The organism is Bradyrhizobium sp. AT1 (genome assembly GCF_001590795.1).
GTDB lineage: Bacteria > Pseudomonadota > Alphaproteobacteria > Rhizobiales > Xanthobacteraceae > Bradyrhizobium.
Map to the genome: position 1 here is coordinate 4,595,897 of NZ_JXDL01000001.1, position 18,969 is coordinate 4,614,865.

The window sequence follows — 18,969 nt, forward strand, 5'->3', positions numbered from 1 at the left end:
TGTCGCGGTCCTGCTTCTCGAACTTGCCTTCGTGATGCAGCAGGTCAACCGCGCCGCGCAGGCGCTCGGTCGGCGACAGGATCGCCTGATGCTCGCCGGCGAGGCCGAACAGGCGCATGAGCAGGCGCACGATGACTTCGACGATGCGCAGCAGCGGCCCCAGCACGTACATGGTCAGCCGCATCGGACGCGCGACCGCGAGCGCGACCCGATCGGGCGCGTTGATCGCGATGGTCTTGGGCAGCACCTCGGCGAAGATCACGACCAGCGCGGTCATCACGCCAGTCGCATAGAGCACGCCGACATCGCCGAACCAGGCTGTGAAGATGGCGGTCGCGATCGCCGAGGAGCCGATATTGGCGATGTTGTTGCCGAGCAGCAGCGCTCCGATCAGGCGCTCGCGCATGTCGAGCAGATCGGAGACGACGTCGGCGTCGCCATTGCCCTGCTTGGAGAGGCGCAGCATGCTGGCGCGCGAGGCGCCGGTCAGCGCGGTCTCGCTGGCGGCGAAGAACGCCGAGACCAGGAGGCAGAGGACGACGATGGTGAATCCGAGCCAGTCCATGCACCACTCAACAGAACTTGCGTATCACGCCTCGAGGGCGAGCTTGTCTTTGAGGAAATCGCGCACCGGGGCCGGCTCGACGTCCTTGGCGATCACCGCGCGCCCGACGGCTTCCAGCAGGATGAAGGTGAGCTTGCCGCGCTTGACCTTCTTGTCCTGCGCCATCAGGGTCATCAGCGCGTCGGCATCGGCAAGACCTTCCTGCGCGAAGCCTGCGATGTCCTGCAAGCGGGTCGGCAGGCCGACCTCGATCAGATGGCGTTCGACGCGCAGCGCATCGGCCTCGCCGATCATGCCGAGCTTCGCCGAAAACTGCGCCGCCAGCGTCATGCCGATCGCGACGCCCTCGCCGTGGAACAGGCGGTCGGAGAAGCCGGTCGCAGCTTCCAGCGCGTGACCGAAGGTGTGGCCGAGATTGAGCAGCGCGCGCTCGCCGGTCTCGCGCTCGTCGCGGGAGACGACACCAGCCTTGGCCCGGCAAGAGGTGGCGATCGCGTGCTCGCGCGCCGCGCTTCCCTTGAAGATGTCGGCATGGTTCTTTTCCAGCCAGGTGAAGAAGGCTTCGTCCCCGAGCACGCCGTATTTGGCGACCTCGGCGTAACCGGCGCGGAACTGGCGCGGTGACAGCGTGTCGAGCACGGCGGTGTCGGCAATGACCAGCACCGGCTGATGGAAGGCCCCGAGCAAATTCTTGCCCTGCGGCGAGTTGATGCCGGTCTTGCCGCCGACGCTCGAATCGACCTGCGCCAGCAGCGAGGTCGGCACCTGCACGAAATCGACGCCGCGGCGCAGGATCGCCGCGGCAAAGCCGGCGAGATCGCCGACCACGCCGCCGCCGAGCGCGATGACGAGATCGTTGCGCTCGATCTTCGCGGCGATCAGCGCCTCGCTGACCTTCTCCAGACCGGCATAGGTCTTGGAGATCTCGCCTTCCTCGACCACGATGCGCGAGGTCGGGATGCCGCTTGCCGCGAGCGAGGCCTCGGCCGGCTCGAGCCAGTGCTTTGCCACGGTGCGATCCGTCACGATCGCGGTGCGCACGCCGGGCCGCAAACGCGCCACGCGCTCGCCGAGCGAGGAAAGCACGCCGCGGCCGATGACGATGTCATAGGCGCGATCCGCCAGCGCGACCTCGACATTGACGGGATCGGAGTGTTTCAACGGCGCAGTCATCGGATGGCACTCGCAACGTCGGCGGATGGTGAAGCGGCCTGTTCGCCGCAGAGATGGGCGCGCAGCGCCTCGATGCATTCCTCGACGATCTTGTCGTGCGGCACGTCGCGCGAGGCGATGGTGAGATCGGCATGGCCGTAGAACGGCTCGCGCTCGGTGAGCAGGCGCGTGACGGTTCCTTCGGGATCGGCAGTCTGCAGCAGCGGGCGATCGGCACGGCGGCGCACGCGGCGCATGATGACGTCATGATCCGCCCGAAGCCAGATCGACACGGCTTTGGCCGCGATGCGCGCGCGCGTCTCCTCGCGCATGAAGGCGCCGCCGCCGGTCGCCAGCACCACCGGCCCGCCGTCGAGCAGCCGCGCGATCACCCGCGCCTCGCCGTCACGGAAATACGGCTCGCCGTGGCGCTCGAAGATCTCCGGGATGGACATCTGGGCCGACGTCTCGATCTCGGTGTCGGCATCGACGAAGGGCAGCTTGAGCCTGAGCGCCAGGCGGCGGCCGATGGTGGATTTGCCCACTCCCATCATACCGACGAGCACGATCGAGCGCGTCCCGAGCGCCGACAGGATGTCGGCCTCTAGCGAAGCTGGTATCGGCAACGCGGCGTCGGACATGTCTCGCTCGAATGGATCGATCTGCCGCCAAAGGCGGCACGCTTTGGCCACAAGGCTTGGGCCACCTATACGACCCCGACGGGGCCCTCGCCAGTGGACTCTTGCCACGAAACGGCGAACATGTTGGATGATTTCATTGGTTAATTTGCCCTCCGAGACCCTAGACACGACCCCGATAGAGACCCCAGCACGATGCCCAGCCTGTTCCGCTTCCTGACGGCCGTCGCCGTGATCGCCGGCATCGTCTATGGCGTGGTCTTCGCGCTGGCGAACTTCGTCAATCCGAAGCCGCGGGAAATGACGGTGACGATCCCGCCGGATAAGTTTCTCAAGAAATAGGAGCTAGCCTCCAGGGCATGCGCAACAAGCCCTCCGATAGCAAGCTCACCGGCCTGTTCCTCGACATGCTCGCGGCGGAACAAGGCGCCGGACCCAATACGCTCGACGCCTATCGCCGCGACCTCACCGATTTCTCGGAATTCCTGGGCCGGGTCGGCCACACTTTCGTGGACGCCGAGACGCAAACGCTGCGCGACTATCTCGCCGATCTCGACACACGCGGCTTCAAATCCACCAGCGTCGCGCGGCGGCTGTCGGCGATGCGGCATCTCTATCGCTTCCTCCTCAACGAGCGCATCCGCGCTGAGGACCCCGCCGCGATCCTGTCCGGCCCCAAGCGCGGCCGCGGCCTGCCGAAGGTGCTGTCGATATCGGATGTCGACCGCATGCTTCGCCGCGCCAAGGAATTGAGCGAGGCGGAAGATGCCTCGCCGTCGAAACGGCTGCGCGCCTTGCGGCTGTATTGCCTGCTCGAGGTGCTCTACGCCACGGGCCTGCGCGTCTCCGAGCTGGTGGCGCTGCCGCGCTCGGCGGCCAAGCGCGACGCCCGCATGATCGTGGTGCGCGGCAAGGGCAACAAGGAACGCCTGGTGCCGCTCAACGAGGCCTCGCGGCAGGCGATGGCGGATTATCTCGCGGCGACGGAAGCTGCGAAAACCGAGAAGAAGAAAGACAGCCTCGCCGCCTCGAAATGGCTCTTCCCCTCGTTCGGCGAGAGCGGACATCTGACGCGGCAGCATTTTGCCCGCGACTTGAAGGAGCTCGCGGTCGCCTCGGGGCTGCAGGCCCGGCTGGTCTCCCCGCACGTGCTGCGCCATGCCTTTGCCAGCCACCTCCTGCACAATGGTGCCGATCTGCGCATCGTGCAGACCCTGCTCGGCCATACCGATATCTCCACGACCCAGATCTACACCCATGTGGTCGAGGAGCGCCTGAAAAGCCTGGTGCGCGACCTGCACCCGCTGGCGGAGAAGTAGGAAGGTCTCGTGCCCCGGACGCGAGAGCTGGGCCGGAACGACCCATGAACCGCCTTGACTTCGGCCACATCTCCGCAGAAAGAGCCGTGGCCTCACGACTAATTTGGCCGGCTCCGAGGGTACACAAGCCAACCCATTGAAGAAGCTATACTTCTCTCCGCCAATCGAAATCCGCTTCGCTCGTTAGCCCCGTCCTCCCTATATTGAGTTGATGCAAGACCAGATGCGCAGCTATCTCGACTTCGAAAAGCCCGTCGCCGAGCTCGACTCCAAGCTCGACGAGCTCAGGACGTTAGCTGCCTCCGGCACCGACATCTCCGACGAGATCGGGCGCATCGAGGACAAGGCGGCGCAGGCGCTGGCCGACCTCTATACGAACCTGACGCCGTGGCAGAAGACGCTGGTGGCGCGGCATCCGCAGCGGCCGCATTTCAACGACTTCATCAAGGGCCTGATCACCGAATTCACCCCGCTCGCCGGCGACCGCAAGTTTGGCGAGGACGAGGCGCTGGTGGCCGGTTTCGGCCGCTTCCGCGGCGAGCCGATCTGCGTGATGGGCCAGGAGAAGGGTGATTCCACCGAGAGCCGCATCAAGCACAATTTCGGCATGGCGCGGCCGGAAGGTTATCGCAAATGCGTGCGGCTGATGGAGATGGCCGAGCGGTTCGGCCTGCCCGTGCTGTCGCTGGCCGATTCCGCCGGCGCCTATCCCGGCATCGGCGCGGAGGAGCGCGGCCAGGCCGAAGCCATCGCGCGCTCGACGGACGCGTGCCTGGCGCTGACCGTGCCGAACGTCGCCATCATCACCGGCGAGGGCATGTCGGGCGGCGCCATCGCCATCACCACCGCCAACAAGGTCTTGATGCTGGAGCACGCGATCTACAGCGTGATCTCACCGGAAGCGGCGTCCTCGATCCTCTGGCGCGACGGCACCAAGGCGCAGGAAGCCGCCAACAACATGAAGATCACCGCCCAGGACATGCTCCGCTTCGGGGTGATCGACGCCATCCTCAAGGAGCCGGTCGGCGGCGCCCACCGCGACCCCGCCGCCATGATCGCGACCACCGGGGACGCCATCGCCAAGGCCTTCGACGAGATGCGCGGCCTGGATGGGGACGCCATCCGCAGGCAGCGCCGGCAGAAATTCCTCGATATCGGCCGGAAACTGGGCTGATTCGGATCGATTTAGGCGCCGCAATGGCGGTGCGCTCCCTCCCCCGCCTGCGGGGGAGGGTTGGGGAGAGGGCTCTCTCCCCTCGCGACACTCCCAATGCCGTGCGAGCCCCTCCCGGCCTCCCCGCTAGCGGGAGGGGTAAGAGCCCCGGTAACCCCGCATTAACCCTTTTTTTGCCCAAATCAGCGATCTGAGTCCCCGGTAGGCCGAAAAGCCCAAGTTCCGTCTCAAGTGGCGTCCATTCAGTCTTCGTTGACCATGCCAATGGGCCAACGGCCTCGTGATCCCCGCTCGGGTTGCGACCACATGACCCAGAGGTTAGAATTTTAATCAATGGCTTCAGGGCATAAGCGCTGGGGCGTGAGCTGAAAAAGCCCGTCATGACGGGTCCGGTTCTCCGGTCGGATCATGCTCCACAAGAATTGGGGTTCGCGCGCTCTGCCCGGCACGTTGTGGGGTCCATCTTGATTTCTCGTTCGCTTGCTCGCGCGCTTTTGGCTTCGGTTGCGCTGATGACGGCCGGCGTTCTGCTGTCCGGCTGCGACACCGACCAGGTCTCGCTCGCGACCAACGCCAAGGCCAACCAGCCGGTGCCGCCAAAGCTTCTCGCCGCGATGGTCGAGAAGGACATGGATCTGCAATCGCCGATCCTGGTGCGCCTGTTCAAGCAGGAGGCCGAGCTCGAGGTCTGGAAGCAGACCCGGAGCGGCCAGTTCGCGCTGCTCAAGACCTATCCGATCTGCCGCTGGTCGGGAGACCTCGGACCGAAGGTGCGCGAAGGCGACCGCCAGGCGCCGGAAGGATTCTACTCGATCAATCCGAGCCAGATGAATCCGCAATCGGCCTACTACCTCTCGTTCAACACCGGCTATCCGAACGCATTCGACAAGGCGCTGGGCCGCACCGGCTCGCAGCTGATGGTGCACGGCGACTGTTCGTCGCGCGGCTGCTACGCCATGACCGACGAGCAGATCGCGGAGATCTATTCGCTCGGGCGCGAGTCGTTCTTCGGCGGCCAGAAGGCGTTCCAGCTGCAGGCCTATCCGTTCCGGATGACGCCGGTGAACATGGCCAAGCACCGCAACAATCCGAACATGCCGTTCTGGAAGATGATCAAGGAAGGCTACGATCATTTCGAGGTGACGCGGCAGGAGCCGAAGGTCGATTTCTGCGAGAAGAAATACGTGTTCGATGCGACCCGCGCGCCCGATGCGAAGCGCGATCCCGTGTTCGACGCCTCCGCGAAGTGCCCGGCCTATGTGATCCCCGAAGACGTCGTCGCCGCCGTGCGCGGCAAGCAGGCCAAGGACGAGGCGGAATACGCCAAGCTGGTCGCCAAAGGCACGCCGGTGGCGCGCATGAACACCGGCATCGACGGCGGCATGAACAAGATCTTCGCCGCGAAGATCCCGGAAGGCTCGACCGGCCTGTCCGAGGGCGCCGAAGGCACCACGCTGCAGATGCTGGCGATGGCCAAGGCGCCGGGCACGATCCCCGGCCACGTCAATCCGCCCAAGCCGAATCTCGATGCGGTGGCGTCCGCGCCCGCGCCGCAGGAAGAGCCTGTCGTCGCCGTGCCCGCGAGCACCCGCGTCGCCACGGCTCAGCCTGCCGAGAAATCCGGCTTCTTCTCGAATCTCGGCCGCAAGATGGGCATGGGCTCATCCGACAGCACGGCCACCACGCCGCCGCCGCAAGCGACTGCCTCTGTCGCTCCGGCCGCCACGACCACGACACCCACGACCGCGGCGTCGAGGCTCAAGGCCGCAGTCACACGCTTCGTGCCGGGACACGACAAGTCCAAGGACATTGCGAAGGACGCCCCGAAACCGGCCGTTGCCGCCGCCAAGCCGGCCGAGCCGGCAAAGCCCGACACGCGCCTCGCCCAGACGCGGCCAGCGCTGAAGCCGTCGGTGAGCGACGGCGCGGGTGAAGCGACGCAGATCATGGGCGCCGCGCCGGTGGTGTCATCGAACTCGTTCGAGAGCAGGTTTGGGGCGGTGAAGTAGGCGGGGCGCGTAATGCGCTGCTCTTCCGGAGTAAGCCAAGCACAACGAACGAGGTGATTGCGCTGCCCCGCGCATGGGCTCGCCGCTGCAATAGCCGCCTGCGATCCGCCAACTTTGTGCATGGTAAGGATTGAAGCCGTTGGTTCCCAATAAGGATCCGGGGCGCCTCTCGATGTGCGGATTGCGTCGCCCCGTCGCCCAGCTATAGTTCCGCCATGAACTCTTCGCGCTCCGCATGAGTGGATTTGGGCATCTCGATCATCTGATTGACCGCATCTACGAGGCCGGTCTCATACCGTCATTGTGGCCCGAGCTCCTCGGAGAGATCGGTAACGCGATCGGCGGGAATGGCGGACTGCTTTTCGCGGTCCGCGACGGCTATATCAGCGGGATCAATTCGGTCAATCACGACGAGACCATGCCTCGCTTCTTGGAAGAGGGATGGAGTGCGCGCGATCCGTTGCTGCCGCGTGCCGCCGCTCTCAACTACGCCGGTTTCCTCAATGATGGAGACCTTCTATCGGAGCAGGAGATCGCGACCAACGACGTGTACTGCAACTTCTACCGCAGGCACGGAATCGGCTACAGAGCCGGCACCATCATCTCAATACCGAGCGGCGACTCGATCGCGATCGTCATGCCGCGACACCAAGACAACGGACCGGTGCCGCGCGACGTGGTCTCGTTTCTTGACGGCCTGAGGCCTCATCTGGCGCGGGCTTCCCTGACTGCAAACCGGCTTGGCTTCGAGCGGGCGCGCGCGCAAGCCGACGCACTGCAGGCCATCGGACTGCCCGGAGCCATATTGCGCGAACGAGGCAGGTTACTTGCAGCGAACGGCCTATTCGAAGCGCTGATGCCGTCGCTGTTCCAAGACCGCGCAGAGCGATTGACCCTGACCGATGTCACGGCCGACGGATTGTTCTTGGCGGCGCTCCGGACTCCGTTCGCTGGCAACAGCCCGGCCGTCAAGTCCCTCGCCATTGCGGCGGCGATGGATCGCGTACCGATGGTCCTGCATGTCGTCCCGGTGCGCGGATCGGCACGCGATATCTTCACGCTGGCCACCTTCATGCTCATCATAACGCCCGTCGATCGCGGCGCGGTCCCGAGTGCGGAAGTTCTGCAAGGACTGTTCGACCTGACGCCGGCAGAGGCCCAAGTTGCACGTGGAGTCGCACAGGCCGGATCAATCGACGAACTCGCAGCAAAAATCGGCGTGGCGCGAGAGACGGTGCGCACGCAGCTCAAAGCCGTGCTTTCAAAGACCGGCCTTTCCCGTCAACAGGAGCTCGTCAGCTTGCTCGCTGGCAAGGCCTTGCGCGGCGGCTAGAACGCTCATCCATCCCCAGCCAAATCCCCCATCACCCTTGGGCCTCGACGGCCTGGATCAGACTTTTTGCCAAGCACTCTTTCACCCAAATGGGTGAAGACAGGGGTCGAACCGCCGGGTTCAGCTTGGCAGGCTGGATGCATGGCGAGAAACGGCGAGAATGGTCAGACCGGAGTTTCCGACATTCGAAATGACGTTGGTGCCGCGCAGGCGAAAAAGATGGGCCTGGAGCATCTGCAACGGCCAAGGAGCGGTCGTGGCGCAGGGGCGGGAATCAAGCCGGTCTGCCGCAAAGTACCAAGCCGAACGAGCATTCTTCATGCTGCTTCTGACCGCGCACTATCGGTTGCGGCTTCCCGCATAGCGAGCAGGCTCCCGGCGCGATGCTGCACGTCGCCGCCCCCTGCGCCTCAGGACGACGGAACACCCAGTGGGCCGCGCAAGACAGACGGCGTGGGCAGCATTTGCTACGGCGCCAGATACCGCACCAGTTCCGGGTTGTCCCTCACCTCGCCCGCCTCCCCTTGCAGCGCCACCCTTCCGCGATCCAGCACATAGGCATAGTCGGCGACACGCAGCGCGAGGTCGAGGTGCTGCTCGACGATGATGACGGCGATGGACTTGGCGAGCTCGATCAGGCGCTCGGTGATCTCCTCGATCACGCCGATCCAGACGCCTTCGGTCGGCTCGTCCAGCAACAGCAGTTTGGGATCGCCGAGCAAAGCGCGGCCGATCGCGAGCATCTTGCGCTCGCCGCCGGAGAGCGTGCCGGCGGGCTGATCGAGGCGCTGGCCAAGCTTGGGGAAGATGGTCAGCACGTGGTCGACGGCGTCGGCCTTGCTGCTCGCGAGCGAGCCGACGGCGAGATTGTCGCGCACCGACAGGCGCGCGAACACCGAATGCTCCTGCGGCACGTAACCGATGCCGGCGCGCACCCGCTCCTGGGTGGCGCGGCGACTGATGTCGCGGCCGTCGAAGGCGACCTCGCCCTTCCACGCCGGCAGCTCGCCGACGATGGTCTTCATCAGCGTGGTCTTGCCGGCGCCGTTGCGCCCGAGCACGGCGACACCGCCGCGCCAGGGAATGCCGAGCGTGACGTCGAACAGAACCTGGCTGCGGCCATAGCCGGCGTCGAGATGCTTGATGTCCAAAAATTCAGGCACGGCGAAGATAAATCTCCTGGACGGCCTTGTTGGCCTGGATCTCCAACACCGTGCCTGATGCCAGCACCTTGCCCTGGTCGAGCACGGTGAGGCGATCGCAGATGTCGCGGATGAAATCGAGATCGTGCTCGACGATGACGAGCGAGCAATGCTGCTTGATCGGCTGCAGCAATTCGCCGGTGACACGGCGTTCCTCCAGGCTCATGCCCCCGGTCGGCTCGTCGAGCAGCAGCAATTTCGGCTTGCCCGCCAGCGCCATCGCGATCTCCAGCCATTGCTGCTGGCCGTGAGACAGCGCGGCGGCCGCATCGAAGGCGCGGTCAGCCAGGCGAAATTGCCTCAGCATGGCCATGACCTGGTCGTGCAGGAGCCCGCGCGTGCGCGAAAACACGAGGTCGAACAGCGAGGACTGCGCCTGCAACGCGAGCAGGATGTTGTCGTACAGCGTCAGTGACGGCAGCACGGACGTGATCTGGAATTTCAGGCTCATGCCGGCGCGCGCCCGCTCGGTCGGCGTGAATGCGGTGATGTCGGTGTTGACGAAGGAGACCTTGCCTGTGGTCGGCACCTCGGCGCCGGCGATGCACTTCATCAAGGTGCTCTTGCCGGAGCCGTTCGGGCCGATCAGGCCGTGGAACTCGTTCTCGCCGACGGTAAGCGCCGCGCCGTCGAGCGCGGTGAGCTTGCCGAAGACCTTCTTGATGCCGGCGGCTTCAAGGAGCATTGCGCTTCTCCTTGACGTTTTCCTTGACGTTTTCCTTGGGTCTCGCGCCGAAGCTGCCAACCCGCTCGCGCTCGCCAAGGACAAAACTGATCAGGCCGAGCGGCCGGAACAGGATCACGAGCAACAACAGCAGGCCCAGAATGATCGGCCAGATGTCGCGGTAATTGTCCGAGAGCCAGAAGCTGACGCCCTCGACGATGACGGCACCAATGACGGCGCCGATCAGCGTGCCGGAGCCGCCGAACAGCACGTAGAGCACGACTTGCGTCGAGACCACGACGCCGACCATGTTGGGCCAGACGAAACCTTCGTGAAAGGCATAGAGGCTGCCGGCAAGCCCGGCGACGGCGCCACCGATGGTGAAGATGATCGCCTTCAGATGCTGCGCCTTGTAGCCGAAGAAGGCGATGCGCTGCTCGTTCTCGCGCAGGCCGGCGAGCGCGAGGCCGAATTGCGAACGCACCAGGAAGCGGCAGAGCAGATAAACCACGACGAGGATGCCGAGCACGAGATAGTAGAAGGCGGGGCCTTCGGTGAATTCGTAAGAACCGAGCGACATCGGCGCGATCGAGGGGATGCCGTTCTGGCCGCCGAGATAATACCAGCCGCGCGCCAGGCGGTCAGCGGCGTAGGAGCCGGTCAGCGTGCCGAGCGAGACGAAGATCACGCTGGAGGGATGCCGGCCGAGCAGCAGGAAGCCGCCCAGCAGCAGCGCGAAGGTGAGGCCGATGATGGTGCCCGCCGGCAGCACCAGGAAGATGTTGGTGATGTCGAGGTCGCGCGCGAGCAGCGCGACGCCATAGCCGGCCGAGCCGAAGAACAGGGCCTGGCCGAAGCTCATGATGCCGGCATAGCCCCAGACCAGGTCGAACGACAGCGCGAACAGCGCGAGAATGATCACGCGCGTCGCGAACACCGTGAGATAGTCCTGCAGCAGCAGCGGCGCGAGCAGCGCCGCCACGAGCACGACGCCCTCGACAATGGGCAGGATCTCGCGCGGCGACGTTTGCTTCGCCGTCCCGCTGCTATCCATGGCGACGTCCGCCTCCCCGCCGATTGCGGCGGGGATCGCCTGTTTCACTGCGCCCATCGACTTCGGCATTCCGCTTTAACATTCCTTCTCAGCATTCTTTGGGATCGACGAGCCCGTTGCTGCGCGCGACGATCTCGTAGTTCCCGGCCTTGGCGACCGCGGTGTACATCTTCATCTTGCAGTGCCGCTTGCCGGGGACCATCTCGGCCGGGCCGCCAGGACCTTCGGCGATCTTGGCATGGTCGAGCGCGGCGGCCACCGAGTCGCGATCGACCTTGCCGGCTTCCTTCACCGCGGCTTCCCACAGCTTGAGGCCGCGATAGGTGCCGGTCGCAGCGCTGCCGGCGGCGAACAGGAAGTTGCCGGGGAAGTCCTTCTCGTAAGCCGCCTGGATCTTGGCATCGAACGGATTCTCCTTGGTCAGCACCTTGAAATAGTCGAGGCAGCTGGCGAGGCCCTCGATCTCGGCGGCCTGATTGATGTTGAGCGTGTTCTCGTCGTAGTAGACGCAGGCGAGGCGCCCACCGCTCTTGAGGAAGCCGGCTTCATAGAGCTGCTTGAAGAACGGGCCGACGCCCGGCGGGATGACGGTGTTGAAGACGACGTCGACCTTGTTGGAGATGATGCGGTTGACGGTCGCGGAGAAATCGACCTGGTCGAGCGGGTAATACTCCTCGAACACGACCTCGCCGCCGTTCGCCTCGATCACCTTGCGGGCATAGACGTTGAGCGTGTGCGGCCAGACGTAGTTCGCGCTCGGCAGCGCGAACTTCTTGCCGCCGTTCTTGATCAGCCAGGGGATGAATTCGTCGCATTGCTGCGCCGGCGTCGGCCCGGTGCAGAACAGATAGGGCGTGCACTCCTTGCCCTCATAGAGCTGCGGATAGATGTAGAGCGTCTTGCCGCGCGCCACGATGGGATCCTTGATCGCATTCCGCATCGACGAGGTGATGCCGCCGAGCACCATGTCGACCTTGTCGCGCTGGATCAGTTTTCGCACGTTGCCGACCGCGACCGATTCGTTCGAGGCGGTGTCCTCGATGTAGAGCTCGAGCGGACGGCCGAGCAGGCCGCCGGCGGCGTTGATCTCCTTGATCACCATCTTGGCGACGTTGGCGTCGGCGTTGCCGGCGTAGGCGATCGGGCCGGTGAGATCGGTGGCGATGCCGACCTTGATCGGCGCCTCGGCGGCATTGGCCCACGGCGCCGGGATCACCCAGGAGCCAACCCCGGTTGCGACCGCGCCGGACGCAAAGGCGAAATTGGACAGGAAACGGCGGCGTGAAAGCAGCGTACGATCGAACATGGACTAAACCCCTTTTCCAGCGATGAGGCCCTGCGGCCGGAATTTGATGAAAGCAATGGCGAGAACGAAGACGAGAACGTCGGCGACCACGGGCGCCATGATCCATGGCAGCGCGGCGCTGAGCGTGCCGATGACGCCGGCGCCCGCGACCGGCCCGATGAAGGAGCCGACGCCGCCGACCATGACCGCGACAAAACCCTGGATCAGGAAACGCAGGCCGAGGTCCGCATAGAGGCTGAACACCGGCACGATCAGCGCGCCGGCGAGACCGGCGAGCGCGGAGCCGAATGCGAAAGTGGCGCCGTACATCAGCGGCGTGGAAATGCCCGAGGCGCGCGCCAGCGACGGGTTCTCCAGCGTGGCGCGCATGCGCAGGCCGAAGCTGGTGCGCGACAGCAGGAGATAACAGCCCGCCATCACCAGAAGCGTGATCACGATGATGGTGAAGCGCCACGCCGAGATGTGCATGGCGCCGATGTCGATCGAGCCGCCGATCGGCTCGGGCACGGTGAGATAGAAGCCGCCGATCAGGCCGCGCACCGATTCGCGGATGATCAGGCCGAGCGCATAGGTGCCGAGCATGGCGACGATCGGCGCGGCGTAAAATCTCCGGATGATCAGCGCCTCCAGCACGAAGCCGAGCGCGCCGACCACGAAGGGCGCCGCGACCATGCCGGTCCAGATCGGCAGGCCCTTGGCGTAAGCGAGATAGGTGATGTAGGCCCCGAGCAGGACGAACTCGCCCTGCGCGAAGTTGAAGATGCCCATCATGCTGGCGATGATCCCGAGCCCCAGCACGATCAGGACGATGATCGCGCCGAAGCTCAGGATCTCGAACGCTGCGACGAACGCGTTAGCCATGCGTTGCTGCCTCGCTCGGCTCGACCAAATCTTCGCTCACATCTTTTTCCAGTCGCCGATCTGCTCGAAGGCGTGGGCGGCGCGGTAGATGGTGGATTCCTCGAACATGCGGCCGACCAGCATCAGGCCGACCGGCAGGCCGTCGACCATGCCGCAGGGAAGCGACATCGCGGGATGATGGGTGATGTCGAACGGCGCGGTGTTGGAGATCATCTCCAGCGCGCGGGCGACGTAGTCCTCGCGGCTGGCTGTCGGCTCCGGCAGCTTGGTCGCCTTCATCGGCGTGGTCGGCAGCAGCAGCAGGTCGTAATCCCCAAAGGCCTTGTCATAGGCTGCGGTCAGGCGGCGCGAGATGTTGAGCGCCTTGCCGTAGTAGCGCGGGCCGAAATTGTTGTTGATGTAGGTGCCGAGCAGCAGGAACAGCTTCGTGGTCTCGGACAGCGAATCCGCCTGGCGCCGCCAGCCGCGATGGAAATCCATCAGCGAGGTCGAATAGAGGTCGGACCGGCTCAGGCCATAGCCGTCGCCATACATCATGGTCTGGGTCATGCCCTCGGTGCCGATCGGGGTCCAGATCGCGGGGCCGGCGAGGTGCATCGGGATCGAGACAGTCTCGACCGTCGCCCCCAGATCCTTGAAGCGCTTCGCGGCCTCGCGCACGCTTTCGTTGACGGCGGCCTCCGCGGTCGCCTGCTCGAAGCCCTCCTTCAAGATCCCGATCTTCATGCCCTTGACGCCCTGGCCAAGTGCCTTGGTGTACTCCTCGACCTTGGGCGCCTTGATGCGGGGATCGTAGCCGTCGTCGCCGGCGATCACTTCGAGCATGAGCGCGTTGTCGGCGACACTGGCCGTCATCGGGCCGGTGTGATCGACGAAGATCTCGATCGGCATGATCCCGGTATAAGGCACGAGGCCCCATGTCGGCTTCATGCCGTAGGTGCCGCAGAACGAGGACGGCATGCGGATCGAGCCGCCCTGGTCGCCGCCCATCGCCATGTCGGCTTCGCCAAGCGCGACGACGACGCCGCTACCGGAAGACGAGCCGCCGGCCGAATAGCCCATCTTGTAGGGATTATGCACCGCACCCACAGCGCCGGTGTGGCTGCCGCCGGACATGCAGAAGGATTCACAATGGGTCTTGCCGAGGATTTCCCCACCGGCGTCGAGGATGCGCGTGACGACCGTGGCATCGAAATCTGGGATGTAGCCCTCGAGCGTCGCCGACCCGTTCATCATGGGAACGCCGGCGAGCATGATGTTGTCTTTCAGCGCAACCGTCTTCCCCTTGAGCTTGCCGCTGGCCGCGCCTTTCACGATCGACTTGCGATACCAGGCATTGCGCGGGTTCTCCTCGGCCGACGGCCGATAGCCCGGCGTGCGCGGGTATTTGACCTCTGGCACCTCGTCCGGCATCGCGCCGACGAGATTGTAGGCCTCGATCGAGCCCTGCATCAGGCCGCGGAACGAAGCGACGTCTTCGTCGGTGAGCGAAAGGCCGCATTGCTCGGCGACACTGCGAAGCTGGGCTGGCGTGGGAAGGACGACTGTCACGGCGCTCTCCTGAAAGTTTCTCTGTAACGTTGGGCGTGGCCGCCCCGGCGCGAGGCACGCATCCGCGGCCGCGCCGAACATTCAAAACGGAAATATTTTCCTTTTCAAGGATTATTTTGCAATGAGGCCTGCGCGGATCGCCGCGCGCCTCAGATCGGCTTGATCAGCTTGAAGTCGAGACCGTCGGCTTCGGCAAGATGCATCGGCATCCGCGCGCGCCCGTCGCGGACGGTGACCGGGCCGCGGGCGCCGCTGTAGACGATGTTGCGGCCGGCCACGAGCATCGGGCCCATCGACAACGAGCCGGCCTTGTTCGCGACAGCCTCGAGGAAGCGCAGGCCCTCGTAGCTCGACTGTCCGACCGACCCGATCGGCGGCGCATTCGGCCCGAACATCGCGTGATAGCGGCTCTGGAAGTCGTCGTTGGCGCGCGTACCGGTGCCGGTGAAATAGCCCGAGGCGCAGAACATGTTCTCGCTGTTGTCGGCGCCGATGCCGAGCAGCACGGTGTCGTCCATCGCGCCCGCGAGCCGCAGCGTCGTGCTGCCGAGACCCCATTCGCCGAAGGCGCGGTTGAAGGTGATGCTGTCGGTGCCGATCAGCGAGATCAACACGACGTCGGGCTTGGCGGCGCGGATGCGCGCCAGATGCGGCTCGTGGTTGTCCTCGCCAAGCGGAACGAACTCCTCGCCGACGACGCGGCCGCCGGTTTCCCTGATGTAGTTCTTCACCGCCCGGTGCGACTGCCAGGGCCAGACGTAATCGCTGCCGATCAGGTACCAGCGCTTCGCCTTCTTGACGTCGGCGAGCCAGTGGATGGCGGGGCGGCTCTGCCAGCGCGGCGTCTCGCCGATCGCCATCACGCCCGGCGTGCGCTCGCCGCCTTCGTAGACCGGCGTATAGATATAGGGGATGCGGTGACGCGTGATGACGTCGCGCAAGGCCACGCGAACCGCGCTGGTATGCAGGCCCACGATCAGGTCGACCTCGTCGAACGCGATCGCCTGCTCGGCGCGGTCCAGGACGTCATCCAACGGGCCGCCGGCGTCGTAGATGGACAGTTCGATCTCGCGGCCGAGGATGCCGCCGCGCTTGTTGATCTCGGCGACGGCGAGCTGCGCACTGTTGGTGGCGCAGGGCCCCCAGACGCCGGGCGAGCCGGTGCAGCAGATGAAGCCGCCGACACGCAGCTTGTTGGCGCCGCGCCGCCTGAACAGGGCGTGGTCGCCCGGCGCCAACGCACCGCCAGCGCCCGATGACGACAGATTCCTGAACAGCATGGACGGCGGCAACGCCGGACCGCCGTGAGCCGGGAAGTTTACCGTCGCGCGCACGCCAACTCCTGTCCGGGGCCAGACCTGAAAGCACATTCTACGGGCGACCGCGGCGTCCGCCCTTTTGTTGGGCAATGATCCTATTTTGAAAATATTGAATATTCAACGATTGAAGTGCATATAGATGCAGCATTGATTGCAAGACATTCACTCATTTGGGTCAAGACGAAGTCTTAGCCGTGGCAAAACCGACCAAAGCAAACACCCCGATCACCGAACACCTGGCCTATCTGCTGGCGCAAGCCAACCGGGAGATCAACCGGCAGCTCGAACTGCGGTTGAGCAAGGAAGGAGTTCCCGTCGAGCAATGGCGCATCCTGAAAGTGCTGTCGGATGGCAACGGCCATTCGATGGGCGAACTCGCGGACGCCGTGCTGCTCAACCATCCGACGCTGACCAAGATGATCGACCGCATGGTCTCGGACACGCTGGTCTACCGCGTGCAGGACCCGAACGACCGCCGCAAGGTGCTGATGTTCATCTCCGACCGCGGCAAGGTTCTGAGCAAGAAGCTCAACTCGCTCGCGGTGGACCAGGAGGAGCACATCCTGGAGAGCTACGGCGACAAGTCGACGAGCGAGCTCAAGCGGCTGCTGGAGAGTTTGATCGACAGCTCGAATTGATTCAGCCGGCGGTCGCAGATTGCAAATCAGGCCCAATGCATGCCGGAACCAAGATAGGAACTGCTGGTTGATCCCCGCTCCTTGGGCGTGGAGGAATACGTCCACTGCGCCGATGCCGCATCTTTGAGGTCACCCGAAGGGTCGCGAATGACACGCTCAGTGTTGATTGTCGAAGACGAGATCTTTGTCGCCAGCGACATTGCCCGCATCCTGGAAGACGCGGGCTACCGCATCGCTGCGATCGCGGCCGATCGCAAGGAGGCCCTGGAAGCGGGCCCAAAGGCTCAGATCGCGCTGGTGGACATCAATCTGCGCGACGGATCGACCGGGCCGCAGATCGCACTCGACCTCTCGCGTAATTACGGCACCAAGATCGTCTACGTCACGGCAAATCCCGCGCAGATCGCGCCCCGGGCCGAGACCGCTATCGGCTTCATCCGCAAGCCCTTCAGCGATGATGCGATCCTGACCGCGGTCCACCACGCCGCCGGAGAGGCAGCTCCGCTCTCCCCGGAGATCACGTTCTTTGCGGCGCCGGGCGGCTCATCGAAGTTTTTGGAATCATAGCGACGGCCCGGAGCCCTTCCGGCTTCCAGTCGTAAGAAAGCTTCCCGCCCAACTGGTTGGTCATGCTCAAAGCGATCAGCCTTGAACCGAAGCCTTCCGCAGTGGGCGCCGACTTGACTTGCGGACCGCCACTTTCCGTCCACGCAATGACGACATCGTCGCCCGCCTCGCTGATGTCGACGGCGACGTGCCCATCCAGCGTCGAGAGCGCGCCGTACTTTGCAGCGTTGGTCGCCAGTTCGTGGAACGACAGCGCCAAGGGCGTGGCAGAGCGATCGTCGATCCGGAAATCGCCGCCCCTGATCCGAATCCGCTGCGCTTCCGATTGATAGGCCGACAAAAGCTGCTCCAGAAGCCCTGTGAGCGTCGCTTGCATCGAGGTCGGCCGAGACCGCGCGCTGTGCGGACGCACGAAATCGTGCGCCTTGCCCAGCGACATGATGCGCGAACGCAACTCGTCCGCCAGACCCTTGAGCTCAGGGTGGGTGCGTGTCGACAGGCCGATCAGCCCGTTGATCACGGAGAAGATGTTCTTGATGCGGTGACTCAACTCCTGGCTGATCATCTCGCGCTGCTCCATCAGGAGCTTCTGCTCGTGGATGTCGGTGCAGGTTCCGAACCAGCGGATGATGTTGCCTTCCGCATCGCGAATCGGCAAGGCGCGGCCGAGAGTCCAGCGGAAGTTGCCCTCGGCATCCCTCAGCCGATACTCGATCTCGTAAGGCTCGCCGGTTCTCAGCGAATGCCGCCATCGCTCCCAGGCCTTGTCCTGATCGTCGGGATGAAACATTCCGTTCCAGCCCTCGCCATCAGTCGACCCCTCCGGCACGCCCGTAAACTCGTACCATCTGGCATTGTAGTAGTCGTGGTGGCCGTCCGGCAGCGTCGACCACACCATCTGAGGCATAGTGTCAGCCAGAATGCGAAACTTCTGCTCGGTCTCCGAGAGTGCCTGTTTCGCGACCGCCTCGCTGGCCAGTTGGACCTTCGTCTTCTTGCGGTGTCCCATCGCACTCACGACCTGGGAGGCCATGACGCGCAGGCCCTGCTGCTGCAGCGGCGTCAAACCCGGCCTGGGGACACGATCGATGACGCAGAGCGAACCGAGCGGAAAGCCGTCCTCCGTCACAAGCGGCGCACCGGCGTAAAATCGGATGAACGGGTCTCCCGTCACCAGCGGATTTTCGGCGAACCTCGGATCCCGGGTCGCATCCGGCACCACCATCAGGTCCGAGCCCAGCATAGCGTGCGCACAGAATGAGGATTCGAGCGGCGTTTCAGTGACGTCGAGGCCATGCTTGGCGACGAAGCGCTGCATGGTTTCGCCCACCACACTGACGAGACAGATCGGCGCTTCGCACAGAGCCGCGGTGAAGGACGTCAGTTCGTCGAAGCCCGCTTCGTCGGCAACGCCATCGAGGTCGTGTGCATCGAGTATTTCGGCTCTGGACGGCGGGAGATCGTCTGCTGAATTCATGAACGGTCTTAACCCCGGCACCAGCGCAGCCATCGAGCAATATCGCCCGGCGTGGCCGCCTCCCCACGTTAAGCCATCCCGACCTGCATTCCGGCCGTCAATTGTCAGGCAGCGGCGGACGACATTGTCCTACCTTGCGA

The 18,969-nt window shown here is 64.6% G+C and carries 18 protein-coding genes; 7 read left to right on the forward strand and 11 right to left on the reverse strand.

The window, feature by feature from the left end:
- From SE92_RS21370 to SE92_RS21380, 3 genes are all read right to left on the reverse strand, one after another.
- Positions 1–565 (reverse strand): CNNM domain-containing protein (locus SE92_RS21370; RefSeq protein ID WP_157095925.1); only part of this gene is annotated, 565 nt, incomplete at its 3' end.
- A 24-nt stretch (positions 566–589) separates the two neighbouring features.
- Positions 590–1,738 (reverse strand): 3-dehydroquinate synthase, encoded by a 1,149-nt coding sequence (gene aroB / locus SE92_RS21375; protein ID WP_063198121.1) that lies wholly within the window; start codon positions 1,736–1,738, stop codon positions 590–592.
- Positions 1,735–2,358 carry a shikimate kinase gene (locus SE92_RS21380; RefSeq protein ID WP_063198123.1) on the reverse strand — a complete coding sequence of 208 codons (624 nt, stop codon included), beginning with the start codon at positions 2,356–2,358 and terminating at the stop codon, positions 1,735–1,737. The genes aroB and SE92_RS21380 overlap by 4 nt, the downstream gene beginning before the upstream one ends.
- A 192-nt stretch (positions 2,359–2,550) precedes the next feature.
- On the opposite strand from SE92_RS21380, the gene SE92_RS21385 reads away from it, so the two are divergent.
- The 5 genes from SE92_RS21385 (at position 2,551) to SE92_RS21405 (ending at position 8,190) form a co-directional block, all read left to right on the forward strand.
- Positions 2,551–2,697 carry a hypothetical protein gene (locus tag SE92_RS21385; RefSeq protein ID WP_063198124.1) on the forward strand — a complete coding sequence of 49 codons (147 nt, stop codon included), beginning with the start codon at positions 2,551–2,553 and terminating at the stop codon, positions 2,695–2,697.
- Between the two features lie 17 nt (positions 2,698–2,714).
- Positions 2,715–3,674: a site-specific tyrosine recombinase XerD gene (xerD, locus tag SE92_RS21390; protein ID WP_063198126.1), complete on the forward strand. Its 960-nt coding sequence runs from the start codon at positions 2,715–2,717 to the stop codon at positions 3,672–3,674.
- A gap of 211 nt (positions 3,675–3,885) precedes the next feature.
- Complete coding sequence (locus SE92_RS21395) at positions 3,886–4,848, forward strand: acetyl-CoA carboxylase carboxyltransferase subunit alpha (RefSeq protein ID WP_063198128.1); 963 nt, start codon at positions 3,886–3,888, stop codon at positions 4,846–4,848.
- 512 nt (positions 4,849–5,360) lie between these two features.
- Positions 5,361–6,857 carry a L,D-transpeptidase family protein gene (locus tag SE92_RS21400; RefSeq protein ID WP_198172734.1) on the forward strand — a complete coding sequence of 499 codons (1,497 nt, stop codon included), beginning with the start codon at positions 5,361–5,363 and terminating at the stop codon, positions 6,855–6,857.
- Between the two features lie 235 nt (positions 6,858–7,092).
- Complete coding sequence (locus SE92_RS21405; RefSeq protein ID WP_063198131.1) at positions 7,093–8,190, forward strand: helix-turn-helix transcriptional regulator; 1,098 nt, start codon at positions 7,093–7,095, stop codon at positions 8,188–8,190.
- A 467-nt stretch (positions 8,191–8,657) separates the two neighbouring features.
- Here the strand turns inward: SE92_RS21405 and SE92_RS21410 are convergent, their stop codons facing one another.
- The 7 genes from SE92_RS21410 to SE92_RS21440 form a co-directional block, all read right to left on the reverse strand.
- Positions 8,658–9,353, reverse strand: a complete 696-nt coding sequence (locus SE92_RS21410; RefSeq protein ID WP_063198133.1) for a branched-chain amino acid ABC transporter ATP-binding protein — start codon at positions 9,351–9,353, stop codon at positions 8,658–8,660.
- The gene (locus SE92_RS21415; protein ID WP_063198135.1) at positions 9,346–10,077 is read right to left on the reverse strand and encodes an ABC transporter ATP-binding protein; all 732 of its coding nucleotides are present in this window, start codon (positions 10,075–10,077) and stop codon (positions 9,346–9,348) included. The genes SE92_RS21410 and SE92_RS21415 overlap by 8 nt, the downstream gene beginning before the upstream one ends.
- On the reverse strand, positions 10,067–11,179 hold the full coding sequence (locus SE92_RS21420; RefSeq protein WP_063198137.1) for a branched-chain amino acid ABC transporter permease: 1,113 nt from the start codon (positions 11,177–11,179) through the stop codon (positions 10,067–10,069). Before SE92_RS21420 ends, SE92_RS21415 begins: the two co-directional genes overlap by 11 nt.
- Positions 11,180–11,198: 19 nt before the next feature.
- Positions 11,199–12,416, reverse strand: coding sequence for a substrate-binding protein (locus SE92_RS21425; RefSeq protein ID WP_063198138.1), 1,218 nt, complete (start codon positions 12,414–12,416; stop codon positions 11,199–11,201).
- A 3-nt stretch (positions 12,417–12,419) separates the two neighbouring features.
- Complete coding sequence (locus tag SE92_RS21430; protein WP_063198140.1) at positions 12,420–13,277, reverse strand: branched-chain amino acid ABC transporter permease; 858 nt, start codon at positions 13,275–13,277, stop codon at positions 12,420–12,422.
- A 36-nt stretch (positions 13,278–13,313) separates the two neighbouring features.
- Positions 13,314–14,828, reverse strand: a complete 1,515-nt coding sequence (locus SE92_RS21435) for an amidase (RefSeq protein ID WP_063198142.1) — start codon at positions 14,826–14,828, stop codon at positions 13,314–13,316.
- A 149-nt stretch (positions 14,829–14,977) separates the two neighbouring features.
- Complete coding sequence (locus SE92_RS21440) at positions 14,978–16,162, reverse strand: substrate-binding domain-containing protein (protein ID WP_063198144.1); 1,185 nt, start codon at positions 16,160–16,162, stop codon at positions 14,978–14,980.
- A gap of 179 nt (positions 16,163–16,341) precedes the next feature.
- Between SE92_RS21440 and SE92_RS21445 the strand changes: the two genes are divergently transcribed.
- Complete coding sequence (locus tag SE92_RS21445) at positions 16,342–16,785, forward strand: MarR family winged helix-turn-helix transcriptional regulator (protein ID WP_063198146.1); 444 nt, start codon at positions 16,342–16,344, stop codon at positions 16,783–16,785.
- An 87-nt stretch (positions 16,786–16,872) separates the two neighbouring features.
- Complete coding sequence (locus SE92_RS21450) at positions 16,873–17,352, forward strand: response regulator (protein WP_245324818.1); 480 nt, start codon at positions 16,873–16,875, stop codon at positions 17,350–17,352.
- Here the strand turns inward: SE92_RS21450 and SE92_RS21455 are convergent.
- Positions 17,303–18,862, reverse strand: a complete 1,560-nt coding sequence (locus tag SE92_RS21455; protein WP_198172738.1) for a sensor histidine kinase — start codon at positions 18,860–18,862, stop codon at positions 17,303–17,305. The two genes, SE92_RS21450 and SE92_RS21455, sit on opposite strands and share 50 nt — an antisense overlap.
- Positions 18,863–18,969 lie beyond the last annotated feature (107 nt).